At 36.0% G+C, this 17,212-nt stretch carries 12 protein-coding genes and 5 tRNA genes; 1 reads left to right on the top strand and 16 read right to left on the bottom strand.

What is annotated here, in order from left to right:
• Positions 1–188: 188 nt before the first annotated feature.
• The 10 genes from ACNJYY_RS01035 to sigW all read right to left on the bottom strand — a co-directional run bounded on the left by ACNJYY_RS01035 (position 189) and on the right by sigW (position 14,776).
• Entirely contained in the window at positions 189–1,484 is a 1,296-nt protein-coding gene (locus ACNJYY_RS01035) for a protein kinase domain-containing protein (protein WP_416730202.1), read from the bottom strand.
• Positions 1,474–5,322 carry a hypothetical protein gene (locus tag ACNJYY_RS01030; protein ID WP_416730201.1) on the bottom strand — a complete coding sequence of 1,283 codons (3,849 nt, stop codon included), beginning with the start codon at positions 5,320–5,322 and terminating at the stop codon, positions 1,474–1,476. The genes ACNJYY_RS01035 and ACNJYY_RS01030 overlap by 11 nt, the downstream gene beginning before the upstream one ends.
• A gap of 3 nt (positions 5,323–5,325) precedes the next feature.
• Positions 5,326–6,543 carry an MBL fold metallo-hydrolase gene (locus ACNJYY_RS01025; RefSeq protein WP_416731779.1) on the bottom strand — a complete coding sequence of 406 codons (1,218 nt, stop codon included), beginning with the start codon at positions 6,541–6,543 and terminating at the stop codon, positions 5,326–5,328.
• 370 nt (positions 6,544–6,913) lie between these two features.
• The gene (locus ACNJYY_RS01020) at positions 6,914–7,063 is read right to left on the bottom strand and encodes a hypothetical protein (RefSeq protein ID WP_416730200.1); all 150 of its coding nucleotides are present in this window, start codon (positions 7,061–7,063) and stop codon (positions 6,914–6,916) included.
• Positions 7,064–7,547: 484 nt separating this feature from the next.
• Positions 7,548–9,350 (bottom strand): glutamine--fructose-6-phosphate transaminase (isomerizing), encoded by a 1,803-nt coding sequence (gene glmS / locus ACNJYY_RS01015; protein WP_416730199.1) that lies wholly within the window; start codon positions 9,348–9,350, stop codon positions 7,548–7,550.
• A 478-nt stretch (positions 9,351–9,828) separates the two neighbouring features.
• Positions 9,829–11,169 (bottom strand): phosphoglucosamine mutase, encoded by a 1,341-nt coding sequence (gene glmM, locus ACNJYY_RS01010; protein WP_416730198.1) that lies wholly within the window; start codon positions 11,167–11,169, stop codon positions 9,829–9,831.
• An 18-nt stretch (positions 11,170–11,187) separates the two neighbouring features.
• Positions 11,188–12,501 (bottom strand): YbbR-like domain-containing protein, encoded by a 1,314-nt coding sequence (locus ACNJYY_RS01005; protein ID WP_416730197.1) that lies wholly within the window; start codon positions 12,499–12,501, stop codon positions 11,188–11,190.
• Positions 12,485–13,318, bottom strand: coding sequence for a diadenylate cyclase CdaA (gene cdaA, locus ACNJYY_RS01000; protein WP_416730196.1), 834 nt, complete (start codon positions 13,316–13,318; stop codon positions 12,485–12,487). The genes ACNJYY_RS01005 and cdaA overlap by 17 nt, the downstream gene beginning before the upstream one ends.
• A 202-nt stretch (positions 13,319–13,520) precedes the next feature.
• Positions 13,521–14,195, bottom strand: a complete 675-nt coding sequence (locus ACNJYY_RS00995) for an anti-sigma factor family protein (protein WP_416730195.1) — start codon at positions 14,193–14,195, stop codon at positions 13,521–13,523.
• A gap of 5 nt (positions 14,196–14,200) precedes the next feature.
• A complete protein-coding gene (sigW, locus tag ACNJYY_RS00990; protein ID WP_144704627.1) occupies positions 14,201–14,776 on the bottom strand; it encodes an RNA polymerase sigma factor SigW in 576 nt (191 codons plus the stop codon).
• 200 nt (positions 14,777–14,976) lie between these two features.
• Here sigW and ACNJYY_RS00985 point away from each other — a divergent pair, with 200 nt between their 5' ends.
• Complete coding sequence (locus ACNJYY_RS00985; RefSeq protein ID WP_416730194.1) at positions 14,977–15,147, top strand: Spo0E family sporulation regulatory protein-aspartic acid phosphatase; 171 nt, start codon at positions 14,977–14,979, stop codon at positions 15,145–15,147.
• A 31-nt stretch (positions 15,148–15,178) separates the two neighbouring features.
• Here the strand turns inward: ACNJYY_RS00985 and rocF are convergent, their stop codons facing one another.
• From rocF to ACNJYY_RS00955, 6 genes are all read right to left on the bottom strand, one after another.
• A complete protein-coding gene (gene rocF / locus ACNJYY_RS00980) occupies positions 15,179–16,078 on the bottom strand; it encodes an arginase (protein WP_416730193.1) in 900 nt (299 codons plus the stop codon).
• Positions 16,079–16,684: 606 nt separating this feature from the next.
• Positions 16,685–16,760, bottom strand: a tRNA-Ala gene (locus ACNJYY_RS00975).
• A gap of 11 nt (positions 16,761–16,771) precedes the next feature.
• Positions 16,772–16,845 (bottom strand) — tRNA-Gly (locus ACNJYY_RS00970).
• Between the two features lie 45 nt (positions 16,846–16,890).
• A tRNA-Tyr gene (locus ACNJYY_RS00965) sits at positions 16,891–16,975 on the bottom strand.
• 70 nt (positions 16,976–17,045) lie between these two features.
• A tRNA-Thr gene (locus tag ACNJYY_RS00960) sits at positions 17,046–17,121 on the bottom strand.
• 12 nt (positions 17,122–17,133) lie between these two features.
• Positions 17,134–17,209, bottom strand: a tRNA-Val gene (locus ACNJYY_RS00955).
• Between the last annotated feature and the right edge of the window lie 3 nt (positions 17,210–17,212).

The following is a 17,212-nucleotide window of genomic DNA, read 5'->3' as shown; positions in this document are numbered from 1 at the left end:
TGGAAAACATAGATGTATTCCTAAACAGTCAAAAAACCTCTCGTATCACTACAAGAGGTTGTGGTGTGGAACAATTATTGATTAAAAACATAGTACAAACTTTGATTTCATGGTAGAAGAAACCTTAAATTCAATTTACATGTTCTTAATTTTTAAGTGGAGAAGTTTTAAAAAAAGATGACTATTTATTAAATATCATCTATTATTTCTACACCTAATTCTTCTGCAAGAATCTTAGGATTAGGAGACAAACTTTTATCAAGCGCTTTGCTAAACAATTGTTCTAAAAATTCTTTTTTGTCTCCTCGTGTATTATGAATACCGGCTTTCGACAACTCTCTATCTTCAATATTAGTAATATCAATTAACCATTTATTTTTTTCAACTAACAGATATAATTTTTGAGGTTTAAAAATATAAATATCACGCTCTGTTCGTACCTCTATACATTTATGAACTTTTGATTTCTTTATATCAAATATTTTAATCGTATCATTTATTTGCTTAATAGCAAATAGATGCATTTCCATTAATTCATTCAGTATATTATAGATACTCTCAAAATCTGAATATACTCTTTCTGTTTGAATATACTTTCTCTCAATTTTTTCATAAAGTTCAATTTTCTCTTCCTTCTTTATTAAAATATCATCTTTTATCATGTGCAGCCATTTATTAATTGCTGATAAAACTCCATCAATATTTGGTCTTTTAGTATATTCATTTTTAGTCATATCTTCTAATAGGATATGCAATCTTCGTAAAGGAATATCTTTATAATAATTATCAAGGGATATTACATCGGAATGGGAGTATTGCCCATCAAAGCACAGTTCATCCTCAGTAAGTATAATCCAAAACAGTTTACCTAATGAATAAATATCTGCTTGCTTAGGAATAAAAAATTTTGCAGCTGCTCTTTTCATTTCAGGTGCAATTGTATTCCATGGTCCAACCCTTTCAGTATCCCCTGTTAACCTTTCTAACGAAGGATGTCTAACGAGTCCAAAATCACACAATACCACTTTGTTATTGTAAAATAAAATATTATCTAACTTTATATCTCTATGCACAAAATCATTATCATGTAAATCTTTTACTGCTAACACAATATCTAACATTACATGTATTTTTTCTATAAAAGGTATTGTTTTCTTAAATAAATTATTTTTTAGAGATTCAGCCTTGGGCATAACAAACCATGGTCGGTTGCTTCTATTAGGCTTCGTAGGTAAGTAGTAATCCTTAATAGGAATAAAACGATCACTTATATCTGTAAGTTTACTTGCAACAATAACCTCTGATTTGAATCGACTATACTTTTTTCGTGGATACGGATTCTCACCATATACAGGCTTTAAAATTTTCACTACTAACTCTTCAGTATTAATAGGAATACAGGAAATTTTATATACAGTTCCATTACCACCATGTCCTATTTCATTCTTTAATTTAAATGTTAGAACATCCCCCTTATAAGTCATAAGAAGCACGCTCCCTCTCTTGAAAAGCTTGTCTCTTATAATCCTCCGATATCTTTAATAATTCTGAAGAAACTTTAGGGAATTTAATTCTAATTTTTCTTGCATAATTTTCATACTTAGTTGCTAAACGTTCCTCTTCTCTTCCACTAGTCCCCCAATAAGTACCCCTACTATTAAAAATTCCTAATACAAATCCTTTACCTATTTCTTCTGTGTAATATTTTTCAAACATTGTGCATACAGCTCTGTGTGGGTAAAATGCTTCGTTATTTTTTGGTGAATATGCGAAGCATTCACCTAGAATACGTCTTCCTATTTTACCCTGATTATTTTTATCAATTTCTTCTAAAAATATTTTAATCCATGCCTCTAATTTCTCTTCTGATATATCGTTATTATCTTCAACGCATGGACAAAATTTCAACTTAAATAAGATATTCCATGCCTGTTTTCCTAACTCTTTTTTCACCTCATCAATATCATTGTCATCATTAGAAGATTTGTAGGCAGCTTGAATTAATGATGCCATAAATATGGGATCCGTTTTAAGTTCCTTCATTAAATACTTTGGAGGCAATTGATCAATTAATAAACTAAAGTAAGCCCATTCCAAACGGCAAATTCTCAAATAAAGCTTTTTTTCAATATTCGGATTATACTCGCTGTAAATATTTTTAAATACCTCAATAATTGAGTAGCTGTTTTGACTATTTATATTGAAAACATCTTGACTTGATAATATTTCTTCTAGTACTATGAGATTTTTTTCTAAATTTGTTTTAAAGTATAAATCTAATAAATTTAAAAGAGCATTTAAATTTTTATATTCTACAAGTTTTGACCATACTCTTTCTTTTACTGGATTATCAACTATATCCCAGTGAATAACAAACTTTCTCCAATATTCAATCTCTAAATCATTAGATAGTGAATTTAATATTTTTAAAAATTTTTCATCTATACGCACGACTTTTAATACAGAAATAATTAGTTCATCATTATCTTTTAAAAATTCCAATACTTGTTCTATTACTTTAAGTCCACTTCGACTATAAACTGTTTCAATATAAGATATAAGTAGTGCTTCGGCTGAATTCTCTAGTGCTTCATTTACAAAAGTTAAATTCAAATTATACTCATCGATCTCACTAGCTATAATCTCTCCAACAGCATGCTGACAACGTTGTGTCGTATCGTACACTTTTAGAAGTTTAACTAAACTCCAAATAGAAACATCTGGATTATCAAAAATTGATTTTAAAACTTTTACGCGTTCTTTTCTTAGCATTTGTCTTTCTTTATTCCAGTCTGTTCTTTCATTACTGTTATATGGAGTTGGATTTAAACTAACTAACTTTTCATTTGTGAATAAGGACAGACAATTATATGTGTCACATTCGAATGTAATCAAATTAAATAGTTCCTGTATTTTCCAAACTTTTTCTTCACTTAAAGCCCATTCAGAATCTTTAAAGTATCTATGTCTATATATAATGTCTCTTATTTTTTCTTTAAGTACATATTTTTGTTCATCTGAATTATTATTAAAAAGCGATTGACTTAATCTTTCTTTTACCAAATCATATAAGTCTAATTCTATAAATAAACATTTATCAAATATTAATCCCCATTTATCAAAGTCGTTATCAGTATTATTTATTGCTATAGAAGTGTATGTGTTATAGGTTTGAAATAACTGATCATTATATTCTAGTTTGTATTTAAATTCATAGGGTCTATATTTAAAGTAATCCATATTAAAAATCGTAGTATTGTTATTTCTATCTGGTAGAATATGCTTTAAGAGTTCCCACCCGATCGAACTGTTTTCAACGATGTATTCAACTAATTCACTTTTTTCCTCAATACTTACATTTATTTGGTGTAGCCAACCTGATAAAGCTTGAGTTAATGAAGACATAGGACTATTTGATATTTTATAGTTTATGTTTCTTTCGGCTAGTTTAATTAAGATTTTTATAGCTCTAGGAGCCATACTTTCTAAACATAGTAATTTTTCAAGTGCCCATAATACATGTGTATAATAATTTCTTCCCCACAATCCATCTGTGGTATTCTCAAATAAGCCCCAGATCCCAGATTGAGAATTACCGACTTCTTTTTCAATGTAATTAACAAAATTCGATGGTGAAGCTTCCGCAAGTAACGGTAAATATTCAGCTAATGCAAACCAATGTTTAGATTCTTTAATTTGTGTAAACAGTTGCTCTATTATCTGATCTACAAATCGCTGTTTTTCTGATTTGCGATCGTTTTCATTTAAAGAGATGAATATTAAAGACCTAATTATTCCTTTCTTCAAGGTGCTGGAGTACTCTAAATTTTCTTTAGTCAGTAAACTAGATCGATAATGGTCTTCTACTGGTAAGTCATATTTAGCAGGAACTTCATTTAAGACTTCTAAAATCAACTTCCTAAATACTTGTAAATTCTCTGGAGTGATTTTCGAGAATAAAATCTCCCAACTTTCTTCAACATTTGCCAATTTAAATATCTCTTCGTAGCCAGTATTATAGTTCAAAATAAATGGATCTTCACCGTTAGTAACATTTTGGATAGACTCTAAATATTGTTTATAATTTTTATTAGTTAGACTTTCTATAAACATATTATCTTTAGTATTGTTTTTCCATGAACCTGCCAATAGTGCAGGTATTAAGTTTAAGTCCTTGTTCTCTTCCCATTGAGGTTTTCCACTTTTCCCATCAAATACTTTTCTTTTAAAAATGGAATATAGTCCGTTACATTGACCAACTATCTGATGAGCCCTGGTTAAGTCATCAATTTCTCCATTTAATTTATCACGCATATTATCTAAAGTGCGCTTATCCAGTTTTAAAGGCTCTTTGTTTCCCACAAAATCTTCTTGACCATATAAGATAATATTAGTATTGTTGGGGACTATTGTAATTTCGGTGGCATTAAAGTTTGGAATCAAAATTTTATCTTCACAATAACCTTTTAACTCATTCCACCTTTCTAATCCACCCACTATTAATACCCTTGGAATCAAATGTCGAGCCTTATTTTTTATAATATATAATGCATAGCCCATTACTTCCTCTTTAGTTTTACCTTGCAGATAAATGGTACTTTGAGAACTTAACATTTTCAAAAAGTTCTTTTCAAACTCTTTTTCTTCATAGTTAAAAAAATTCAAAGAAATTTTAGGGTTAGTACAACCCATTAAATACTCATCAAATTGGTAAATGTCAGAGGCTTTTGAAAATAACTCTAACCCGATTTCTTTAAAGTAATCTTCATATTCGTCAAAGCTTACAACATCAATACGACTTGCAATACCATCCTCAGAAATTTGTGCTAACATTACTCCTACAACAAAATTTTTATATATAAGTGGTCCTCCAGAACAGCCTTGATAGTCTTTGATTGGATCTTTAACTTTTACGTCTAAATATCCGTTACCAAAATCCCCGATAATATTAGCTTCAATTAAAGTCCCATCATTTTGTCGAACTGCGGGATAGCCATATGTAAAAACGTCTTCAACATTATCAAATGTATATACAATACATTCTAAACAATTTACTTTTTTAATAGGCTCATTAAGTTGTAGTGCAATTATTTCATACTGATTTAAATTTCCTTTTTCCGGAAAAATAGGAGTTGCAAATCTACTAACATTACTACCGCTCTTTTGTTTAAAAATAATCTCTATTAAATTCGTATTATCTTCTAAGTATTCTTTTATTGAATGCACAGCGGTAATAACTTTATCCTCTGAAACTAAAAAACATGATGAAATATCTTCTTTACATTTTATTTTCGGTATAGAAAATCTGTTTTTAAAAGTCAATATTCATTCCTCCAAGAGTTCAATTACTAATGGTTCTTCACCATTTCCCTCAACAATTTCATAATTATACTTCTCTTGCAAACTATTGTTTACAAACATACTTGAAATTTTTGTTTTATAATTAAAATACAATTGCTTGTTACACGTTGAATTTGCTGCTAGTAATTTTATTATAGTAGGAGCATCAGGATGATGATGTTTAGCACCATTAGTTGAAAAAATATATTTTGTAGAATTTAACATTTCCACTAATTCATTAGTTGTATTTTTATAACTTCCATGATGTGCAATCTTTACTAAATCAAAACTGACTTCCCCAATTTCTTTTAATCTATTTAAAATGATATCAGGATGTGCATCACCCAAAAGTAGAAGTTTCCTTTCCTTAAACTCTATTAATATAGCAATTGAAGATCCATTATTAGCACTTTCATCAATAGAATAAACCTTATCAATGTAGTCTTCCAGTGCGTCAATTGAATCTCCTTGACTATTTTTAGATATTTCTTTATTTTCTATACTTAATTTTTCTTCTATCATTAGTTGCATAAACTCATACGCATCATCGAACAACTCATTTTCATTTATATTAAAATTCCATTTTTTCTTTTTTAATTCTTTGATCCATTGCTCTTTAAGTTTTTTTAACTTATCTTCATTAGGGGATAATATACTAATCTTAAAATTAGAAATATTTATAATCTGGTTACCCTTTGTCATTACTGCTTTTCCACCAAACATACTATTCCAATTATAGTTACCCTGTAATAATAATGCCCCTAAAGTCGAACCTTGTTTGGCACTTATTTCTTTTTTAGCTACCCCTACCTCATTAACTCTTCTAAAAAATGATTTTCCTAGTGCTATTTCTCTATCTAATATAGCTAACTCTGCATCATCTAATTTAACTTCACTTTTTTTAGGAATTTGTAAATGTCGATATGCATTAAACCAAACTTCATCAATGTGAATGTATCGTTCTCTATTGTTATCTTCTATAAATTTTATAGCACCTGAAATATGATCAGCGTCTATATGTGTAACAACCATCAGATTAATTTTCTCTTTACGTTGAGCTATTTTAAGTAAATCTTTTTTTAAATACTTTTCGTAAGTTTCTACGTATCCACAATCTATTAATATATGCTTTTTTACTTTATCCCCAGCAGAAATTAAAAAACAATCTCCATTTTTAGCTGGATACATTTTAATTTGAATCATTTGCAAGATTTTCTCCAATACTTTAACTTTTCTTTTAAATAACAACTGTTTTTCCATTGACAAAAAAATTTTCGAATTACAAAAGTATTAATATTCATTTTAAAGAGAATTGTACATCTTCAAACCTGATCATTCATGCTTGTATCTTATTATCTTTCAATGCGCTCGTATAAATCTTTAGTGTTCATAATAGCAAGAACATTAAAACACCCCTTTAGACTACTATATCTAAAGGGGTTAAACCATTCAACTTTTTCCAAATTATACAATTTTACCAATTCCTATCAGCTTCAGGATTTGTTCCTATACATTAATGTTGATAACCTATTTTTTCCTGCTATTTATTAAATTCCATCTAGAGTTTGTTTCCTTATGTATTTTTTCTCTTCTGAACCATAACAGTGTACCAACAAATTTTATCAACGCCTATAATCATTGCTGCAAAAGCTCTATTTTTTCCTGTTTTTTTTAAGTATTTATCTAGATTGGGATAATACTTAGCTGTAGGAAGCTCAGTCATTTGTCCCTCATCCCTATAGAGTCAGTTACAGAACATTCTGGACTACTTAACCAATTTTTACTCCTAGCCCTGTCCATTGCTTCTTTTAAAGTGACTGTTCTTAAATTGTGAGCTACTTCAAATATATTTGCTTTTCACTGCTAATTTCTTAGGCACAACAAAGGTTAAAAAGGAGTTTCTACTGCATGATTTATTAGACAATACAGTTCTTTACATGCTAATACCATCATGAAGTGCATTATTTTTCAATACTTAATTAAGTCCCTTTTAATGAGTCTACTCAGTTTAACAATTTATTGTTATATAAAATAAAACATCTGATATATCTCTTAATTCGTGAGAAATCTACTCAGTTCCTTTCAACGATTATTAATAAGTCCCATTAAAAGAGTGAGTTATAAAAAATAAACCCCACTCTCCAATGAGTGGGGTTATAAATTTCACACCTGAGTTGCCTCGATACTTAAATAATATGAATACTGATCTATTCTACTGTTACTGACTTCGCAAGGTTACGCGGCTTATCTACGTCACAGTCGCGGTGAAGCGCTGCGTAGTAAGAAATCAGCTGCATTGGAAGTACAGATACTAACGGCGTCAAGTATGGATGGATCTTCGGAAGAACGACGCGGTCGCCTTCTTCTTGCAGACCATCCATAGAGATCACACATGTGTAAGCGCCACGTGCCGCTACTTCTTTCACGTTACCACGGATGCTTAAGTTAACATGCTCTTGAGTTGCAAGAGCGATAACTGGTGTACCGTCTTCAATCAATGCGATCGTACCATGCTTCAATTCTCCTCCAGCAAAACCTTCTGCTTGGATGTAAGAGATTTCTTTTAATTTTAGTGCAGCTTCTAAACATACGTAAAAGTCAGCAGCACGCCCGATGAAGAATGCGTTACGAGTTACAGCTAAGAACTCACGAGCGATCTTCTCCATCTCTTCTTTTTGGTCACATAATACTTCCATCGCGTTTGCAACAATCGCAAGCTCTTGCAGCGGGTTGAAGTCTAACTCGATGCCTTTTGCACGAGCTGAGTCAACTGCTAGGATTGCCAGTACTGCAATTTGAGCTGTGTATGCTTTCGTTGATGCTACTGCGATCTCAGGACCTGCATACAAGTTAAGTGTATAGTTTGCTTCACGAGAAAGTGTAGATCCTGGAACGTTCGTGATCGTTAACGCTTTGTGTCCAAGTCTCTTCACTTCAACCAATACGGCACGGCTGTCTGCAGTCTCACCAGATTGTGAGATGAAGATGAACAACGGCTTTTGTGATAAAAGCGGCATGTTGTAAACAAACTCACTCGCGATGTGTGCTTCAACAGGGATGTTCGCGATGTTCTCGATCAGCTGTTTTCCAACAAGACCTGCATGGTAGCTCGTTCCGCAAGCGATGATGTAGACACGGTCCGCGTCTTTCATCGCACCACGGATATCATCATCCAGCTTAAGATCGCCATTTTCATTTTGGTATTGATTGATGATGTTACGCATTACGAAAGGCTGCTCATCGATTTCTTTTAACATGAAATGAGGATACGTGCCTTTTTCGATGTCGCTTGCATCTAATTCAGCTGTATAAGGTGCGCGCTCAACAACTGTACCGTCAAGAGTTTTGATCGTATAGCTCTCACTTGTCACGATTACAATTTCTTTATCCATTAATTCAACGTATTGATCGGTTTGAGAAAGCATAGCCATTGCATCACTTGCAATAACGTTAAAGCCTTCACCTTTACCAACCAATAACGGGCTTTTGTTCTTACCAACATAGATGGTTTCAGGGTTTTGGTTGTCGATTAGTCCGATCGCATAAGAACCTTTTAACTCAGAAAGCGTACGGCGGAATGCTTCTTCCACTTCCATGCCTTCGTTCACAAAGTATTCTACTAGCTGAACGATAACTTCTGTATCTGTTTCAGACAACAAATCAACACCTGAGATGTATTGTTTCTTCACCAGTTCATAGTTCTCGATTACACCGTTGTGTACGAGTGTAAAGCGTTCTGTTGAACTTTGGTGTGGATGAGAGTTAACTCTGCTCGGAACTCCGTGTGTTGCCCAGCGTGTATGTCCGATACCAACGGATGCTTCTACTCCAAGATCTACGTTTTCACGAAGATTTGCAATACGTCCTTTTTCTTTGAACACATGAACTCCGTCTTCATTAAGTACAGCGATACCAGCTGAGTCATATCCGCGGTATTCTAATTTTTCTAATCCGCGTAAAAGGATTTCCTTCGCGTCATTATTCCCAATATATCCAACGATTCCACACATAAATAAGCGTCCTCCTTAAAGCCATCACACTCTGCTGACGGCTTTCATAAGGGGGCCGTGAGCGGGGCTCACAACCCCACCTATGTTCTCTATTTTTATTTTTTTCACTTGCTTTCGTCTTTGTACAGGAAGTCACCTTACCTGGTTTGAACAAAAGCTTACGGAAGTGATGTTCCGAGAGGCATCCGCCGAAATATCGATGAACCTCTTCCTCGTCAACTGCTCTTTAGCCGGTCAGCAGTTCAGGCGCTTTGGATGAATGATTAACTGTAAACTCCTTCCTTTTATTTGAAGTAAACAAAAATAATCATACACGGGTTTTTCAAAACCGTCAATTATTATTCTTTCCCATTTTGAGAAAAAATTGAAACATAATGTTCCATATTACAAAAATATGCATACACAGCTCTTTCTGTGAGCCGCATATGCATATGTTTCGTGCCCTTTTTTATTTTATGAGGGACAGTTTCTTTTTAATTTAAACGAGCTCAGCCTTTACTACTTCTACGATTTTATCTGCATGCTCTTGGCAGAGTTCTTCTGTTGGAGCTTCAACCATTACACGCACGAGTGGCTCCGTTCCAGAAGGGCGAACAAGCACTCGGCCGTTTCCTTCAAGCTCTGTTTCTACGTTATCGATCGCAGCCTTGATCGCATCGTTTCCGTTCAACTTAGACTTATCCGCTACTTTTACATTGATAAGAAGCTGCGGGAATTTTGCCATCTCACCTGCAAGCTCGGATAGTGGCTTTCCAGTTGCTTTTAAGATCGAAGCAAGCTGTATGCCAGATAGAAGCCCGTCTCCTGTTGTCGTGTAGTCTAAGAAGATGATATGACCAGACTGTTCTCCACCAAGGTTAAAGTCGTTCTTACGCATCTCTTCCATTACATAACGGTCACCTACAGCTGTTTGTGCAGATTTCATCTCGTTTGCTTCTACAGCTTTATAGAAACCTAAGTTACTCATTACTGTTGAAACGACTGTATCCTGCTTCAAACGTCCTTGCTCTTTCAGGTGCTTTGCACAGATGAACATGATTTGGTCTCCATCGACGATGTTTCCTTTTTCATCGATCGCGATCAAACGGTCTCCGTCACCATCAAATGCAAGCCCCATGTCGCAGCCTTTTTCTTTAACAAGTTCAGCAAGCTTCTCAGGATGTGTACTTCCTACACCTTCATTGATGTTTAGACCGTTCGGACTTGTACCCATCGTAGAGATGTCTGCTTCAAGATCAGCAAATAGATGTGGAGCATGTGACGATGTCGCTCCGTGCGCACAATCTAAAGCGATATGAAGACCAGAAAAATCTCCAGGAACCGTTTGTTTCAGATAATGCATATACTTTTGGCCGCCTTCAAAATAATCGCTGACAGACCCTAAGTCTCCGCCTACAGGACGAGGAAGTTCATCTTGTTCATTATCCAAAAGTGCTTCGATTTCTGCTTCTTGCTCATCTAACAATTTGAAGCCATCTGCTCCAAAGAATTTAATACCGTTATCTGCTACCGGGTTATGCGAAGCTGAAATCATAACACCCGCTTGTGCACCTAAGGCTTTTGTTAAGAAAGCAACTCCAGGAGTAGAGATTACGCCTAAACGCATTACTTCCGCACCGATGGATAGAAGCCCCGCTACAAGAGCACCCTCTAGCATCTGCCCCGAAATACGTGTGTCACGCCCGATTAAGATTTTAGGTCTTTCTGTATTTTTTGTAAGAACATATCCTCCAAAGCGCCCTAATTTAAATGCTAGTTCAGGCGTAAGTTCTGTATTTGCTACTCCTCTAACTCCGTCGGTACCAAAATATTTACCCATTATTGCTCTCTCCTTCAACTATTGACTGCTAGTCTCTGTTTGAATTTCCACACTGGCTTCTTGAACTGTACCTGTCAGTTCAACATCCCCTGGATTTTTCCAATCTATCTTCACTTTATGTGTTCCTTGATCGAGTGAACTCACATCTACGATTCCTTGCAGATCTGACTTTTTAAGAGCGTTAAGCACACTCTTTTTTCCTCTTACCGTTACATCGACTACTCCATCTGCTGGATCTAGAAATGTTGCTTGTTTGTCAGCGTCATTTCCGAGCAGTGTTAATGGAATATCACTAAACGTTTTTGTCGACTCTTGATCGGCTTCTGGTTCTGCTTCCGGCTCGGCATCTGCTTCTGTTTCCGTCTCAGTACCCGTTTCTTCAACGTTAACATCTACCGTTACTTCTTTTATAGAAACGTCGTCGATTCCCTCGGGTACAGGAACATCAACAGTAAGTGTTGTATCTTTTTTGATCTCACTTAAATCTATCGTTATCTCTTTAAAAGAATCAATTTTTTCTAGAGAAGTTGTTGTACCCGTTAATGTGATCTCACTCGGATTCGATGTGATCGATTGAAGAGAAAGTCCCTCATCTAATTTCCCTTTCGTTTCGATAGAGATCGGTACCGTTTTCTTTGGCTTCTTGATCGGCACGGATACTTCAGCTACTCCTGGGTTGATCTGAACATCGATTAAATCCCCTTGCTGATTGTATGCACGCAGTGGAACTTTTGTTTGAATCGTTTCATCTGCATCCGTTACATCAACAAATCCTGTGATGAATGAGATCTGATCGATCATCCCTTCGGCACCCGTCACATCAACCGTTCTCGGTGAGAACTCAACTTCACCTGCTGTATATCCTTCAGGCATTTTTCTTTTGTTCTTCAGGTCCACGTTCACGTTCATTTCTTTTGTTACTTTTTTATGAAGAATAACATCTACATAATCTGGATTAATCTTAGCCTTTACACCCTCAGGCAGACCTTGAACTTGAACCTTTACACGCTTGTTCCCAGGTTTCATATTCGTGAGGTCAATATAGACTTCGAATTCTTTATCTACTTTTGTCGCTTTTGTAATCAAACGGCTGGATCCTGTTAAAGTAAGATCAACTGATGATGGCATATCGGTAAGTACGAATTGGTTGTCATCAAAGTATGGTTTGATCTGTACGTTCTCGATCGTCTCACTTTCGGTATACATTTTAGAGAATATTGAATTGTTCGCTGCTTCTTCCTGCGTCTCCATCGTTACGATCGTATACATCATGAGGGCTAGGAGGAAAGCAATAATTTTCACAAACCATGAACTACTAAGGAGTTTGTCCATTTTTCTTTCCCCTCCAATTCCAGCGAGTTGAGGAAGTGGACTTGTTGGCAATAATCAATTCTGCGTTTAACAAATTTCTTAAAGACTCATCGTCCAGGTTACGATAGATCTCTCCGTTTTTCGTAAGTGAAATCGTACCTGTTTCCTCAGAAACGATAACCGTTATGGCATCTGTTACTTCACTGATCCCTAGTGCAGCTCTATGTCGTGTTCCAAGCTCTTTTGAAACAAACGGACTTTCCGTCAATGGTAAATAGCAACCAGCGGCATAGATCTGACTTTGTTTAATGATGACTGCCCCATCATGTAAAGGCGTGTTCGGCACAAAAATATTTGTCAACAATTCGGAAGTTAGATGCGCTTTGATCGGTATGCCTGTTTCCACGTATTCACTCAATCCCGTTTCTCGTTCGATCGACATGATCGCTCCTATTCGTCGCTTAGACATATAGTTCGTCGACTTACAGATCGCGGCAATGGCTTTTTCTGTCTCTTCTTCTTCAGGCAGTCCTGTACGAGAAAAGAACTTTCCACGTCCAAGCTGCTCTAGTGCTCGTCTTAACTCTGGCTGGAAAATGATGATGATGGCAAGAAGACCGTATGTAATGACTTTATCCATAAGCCATGACATCGTTCTAAGATCAAACGAGCTACTTAAAAACCACACCACGATGATCACGGTTATCCCTTTTAGCAATTGAACAGCTTTCGTACCGCGAATCAGCATGATGAGCTTATAGATCACATAGGTTACTAACAAGATATCTATGATCTGAGTAATGTAATTGAATATATTAAAATCAGCGATTGGTAACATAAATTCCCTCCCAACCCAGTTTGTCTTCCAAGTTGAAGTATTTAGTGGTTCTTTAGATGTAAAACCTCATGAAAAGTAGTATTCCTTTAAACACTGCTTAAAATAATTTTTTAACCTACTTATTATAGCATACCTCAATGTAAAGAAAACTTGGCATGACTTTCACATGTTTTACTCATGATGGTTGGATGATGTTTTTTATTTAGTAAACTTGAACAAGAAAAAAAGCCGTGTGAGAACGGCTTTTTTTCTGCGTATCATTCATTGCTTCATCATTTGTACTAACTAAAGATTTCAACTTATACCATACCCATTCGACCACTTGACCAATTTCCTGACTGTGGCCAGTTACTTCCCCAGCCGAAGCAAGATATTGATCGCCTTTTATGACCGTCACGTCACCTTCGACTCTGCCTTCTATTCGAACATCTGCATTCTCTACCACTAAATCGCCTTTAATTGTTTCCCCAGCAGGAACGACAACTACTCGTTCATTCTTTTTGATCTGCAGGTTTCCTTCGCCTTTTACAACGGCGAGGTCTTGTTGATTATAGCTCGTGAACACAGATGCTGCCATAAAGAACATAAAGATCGCTGCAGCCGTTAGAGCAGGATGGCTCTTCATCCAGCGCATCCACTTTACTTGTTGCTTCTCTTTAGGCAATTTAGCCATTACAGCCTCTGTAAACCCCTCTGGTGCCTTCATATGGGATTGCAACTGCAATTCCTTTAGTGTAACCGTCAGCAGCTCAAACTCTTCTCTACACGTCTCACAACCTTTTAGATGATTGTGAAAGTTTTGTTCTTCTTCTTTTGTTGCATCACCATCAAGTACTTTATTCATTAGTTCATCATATACGGAAGCTTCACAATGCATTATTATCACCTCGTTTTTACAACCATTTGAAATACTTTCTTCAACGCTTCCCGACCTCGATGTATACGAGTTTTTACTGTTGGAACGGGTATGTCCATAATCTTGCTGATCTCTTCTAACGAGAGATCTTCAACGTATTTTAAAAGAATTGCCGTCCTGTATTTTTCAGGAAGCTTCATGATCTCTGCCTGAAGTTCATTCCACTCTTCATTCTCTGTAACCACTTCTTCAGGTAAAGGCTCTTCACTAGAAAGCTGGCTATACATCGTAGCCCCATCTGTTCCTGGTACTTCTGCATCCAAATAATAATCTGGCTTCTTCTTCCTTAACCTATCGATACAAAGATTTGTAGCGATACGAAAGATCCAGGTTGAAAATTTGTATTCACTGTTGTACTTACTTATATTACGGTAAGCTCTTAAAAAAGTTTCTTGTGCTAAATCTTCTGCTTCATGTCCATTGCCGACCATCCGGAAACAATGCCGGTATATTTTATCTTTAAACAGGTCCACAATGCCTTCAAACGCTTCTTGGTCCCCTTTTTTAACCTGGGTCACCATATTCGCTATTAAGGCGTCCATTATCTTATCACCACTCGGATTTTATTTACGTACCAGCATTTCATAAGTTTCAAATCTTTTCATATTTTTTTATTTTATCATGTTGCAGAATTTGACGAAATAAAAAGGTATTTTTTTCTAAATAATGTGTTTTAAATAAATCAGACCTGGGAATATTAATCATATAAAATATTATGCTGAGGCAGAAAGGGGTAGTTTGTATGCATAGAGATTCATTAATCGAACAGATCGAACACTCCAGACAGCAAATGAATGAACTCTCAAAACATCTTCCACTAATCGCACAAGAAGTAGTTGAACTCTCACAAGAGATCGATCACCTGCTTAACCAATATCAACGCATAAATGAAAAAGAACAGTTGCATCTATAAAGAGGCAACTGTTTTTATTTTTCTTCGTTTATTATAGTAGTTTCTCTCCAAATAAAGAACCCATTAAAGCTACAGCAACCGTTGCTGTTTTGTTCTTTTCATCTAGTATAGGATTAACTTCTACAAATTCCGCTGAAGTGATGACTTCCGCTTCAGCTAGCATTTCCATCGCTAAGTGACTCTCTCTATAGCTGATTCCTCCAAGTACCGGAGTTCCAACACCAGGTGCATCATGTGGATCAAGACCATCTAGATCAAGACTTAAGTGAACACCATCTGTATGTGCTAAGTATTCAATCGTCTCTTCCATAACTTTCGCCATGCCTAGACGATCCACTTCATGCATCGTATATACTTTAATCCCTTTTTCTTTGATCAGTTCACGTTCTCCTTCATCTAATGAACGTGCTCCAATAATCACAATATTTTCAGGTTTGATCTTTGGTGTGTAGTCGCTTATGTTAGTAAGCCTTTCATGACCAATACCAATACTTACCGCAAGAGGCATTCCATGAATGTTCCCGCTCGGAGATGTATCCGCTGTATTCAGGTCTCCATGCGCATCATACCAAATAACACCTAGATTCTCATAGTGCTTAGAAACCCCAGCCAATGTACCAATGGCGATACTATGGTCTCCGCCTAATACAAGTGGAAACTTCTTATTCGAGATTACAGTTGATACCGTCTGTGAAAGTTTTTCACTCGCTTCAATGACACCTCTTAAGTTTTTTAGATTACCTTCGTTTTCAATACTTTGTTTTTCTGGACGAGCAATATCTATATCACCAAAATCTTCTACACGATAATCCAGGTTTTCAAGGCGTTCAACAACACCTGCATATCGAATTGCACTCGGCCCCATATCCACACCGCGGCGCATTTGTCCTAAATCCATCGGTACACCGATTACTGTAATATCTTTCAACATTTCTTCTTCCTCCCTTATGAAAAACACAAAAAACTTGAAAATCTATCTCTATTGTAGCTTTAAGGGATTTCATGGTTCAACTGGACAAAATGTTGCATAGATATACCAAAAAGAAAGCGCTTTCGGACTTCTGTTACATATTTATGAGGTTTCGGTTAAAAAACGATAAAAAGAAGATGGCTTCGAGCCATCTTCTTTCCGATTTTCTTAACTCTGTTTAATTTATCAGTACTGAAATGGGGTATCTTTAGGAGGTCCCGTTTCATGAGTAGAAAAATAGACCGCTAAAAACAAATACCATTCGGGGTATTTGCGATGCTAATTCTAGAAATATCAGCACTAATTCTAGATATTTCGCAAATAATACGGCGGATTTTGGCTATAATACGGCGAGTTTTGCTCCTATATCGGCGAGTCGTCATAGTTCGACAATAAAAATGGATCACATACCCTTAACCCTATTTCATAACTGACTCATGTATACGTGATCACACTATACACTAGCAGCCAAAAAGTTAATATCTCTATCAAACGAGAAGTATTTTAAAGTCTTCTAAACAACAAAAAAAACTTCAGGCATCGCCTGAAGTGAAATGATTATGTATATGGTGGAGCTTAGCGGGATCGAACCGCTGACCTCCTGCGTGCAAGGCAGGCGCTCTCCCAGCTGAGCTAAAGCCCCGAAGAAATAAATGGAGCGGGTGATGAGAATCGAACTCACGACCAGAGCTTGGAAGGCTCTTGTTTTACCACTAAACTACACCCGCATATTCTATTAGTATCGTCTAACAATTTAATCGTTAAACATAAGATGGTGGAGGGGGACGGATTCGAACCGCCGAACCCGGAGGGAGCGGATTTACAGTCCGCCGCGTTTAGCCACTTCGCTACCCCTCCACATAAAAAAAGAGAGTTACTCTTCAAGCACTTCTATGTGCTCTGTGTCTACTAACATAAAAAATAAACATGGTGCCGGCTAGAGGACTTGAACCCCCAACCTACTGATTACAAGTCAGTTGCTCTACCAATTGAGCTAAACCGGCAAGCAAAAAAAATGGTGGAGGATGACGGGTTCGAACCGCCGACCCCCTGCTTGTAAGGCAGGTGCTCTCCCAGCTGAGCTAATCCTCCAAA

Origin of the sequence: Fictibacillus tiangongensis (genome assembly GCF_048083785.1) — a bacterium.
GTDB lineage: Bacteria > Bacillota > Bacilli > Bacillales > Fictibacillaceae > Fictibacillus.
This window is presented reverse-complemented; position numbering and strand designations above follow the sequence as displayed.

What these genes read in the sequence shown, in the direction of transcription:
- ACNJYY_RS01035 (WP_416730202.1), bottom strand. Translation starts at nt 1,484, where the DNA reads ATGACTTATAAGGGGGATGTTCTAACATTTAAATTAAAGAATGAAATA.
- ACNJYY_RS01025 (WP_416731779.1), bottom strand. Translation starts at nt 6,543, where the DNA reads ATGATTCAAATTAAAATGTATCCAGCTAAAAATGGAGATTGTTTTTTA.
- ACNJYY_RS01020 (WP_416730200.1), bottom strand. Translation starts at nt 7,063, where the DNA reads ATGACTGAGCTTCCTACAGCTAAGTATTATCCCAATCTAGATAAATAC.
- glmS (WP_416730199.1), bottom strand. Translation starts at nt 9,350, where the DNA reads ATGTGTGGAATCGTTGGATATATTGGGAATAATGACGCGAAGGAAATC.
- glmM (WP_416730198.1), bottom strand. Translation starts at nt 11,169, where the DNA reads ATGGGTAAATATTTTGGTACCGACGGAGTTAGAGGAGTAGCAAATACA.
- ACNJYY_RS01005 (WP_416730197.1), bottom strand. Translation starts at nt 12,501, where the DNA reads ATGGACAAACTCCTTAGTAGTTCATGGTTTGTGAAAATTATTGCTTTC.
- cdaA (WP_416730196.1), bottom strand. Translation starts at nt 13,318, where the DNA reads ATGTTACCAATCGCTGATTTTAATATATTCAATTACATTACTCAGATC.
- ACNJYY_RS00995 (WP_416730195.1), bottom strand. Translation starts at nt 14,195, where the DNA reads ATGCATTGTGAAGCTTCCGTATATGATGAACTAATGAATAAAGTACTT.
- sigW (WP_144704627.1), bottom strand. Translation starts at nt 14,776, where the DNA reads ATGGACGCCTTAATAGCGAATATGGTGACCCAGGTTAAAAAAGGGGAC.
- ACNJYY_RS00985 (WP_416730194.1), top strand. Translation starts at nt 14,977, where the DNA reads ATGCATAGAGATTCATTAATCGAACAGATCGAACACTCCAGACAGCAA.
- rocF (WP_416730193.1), bottom strand. Translation starts at nt 16,078, where the DNA reads ATGTTGAAAGATATTACAGTAATCGGTGTACCGATGGATTTAGGACAA.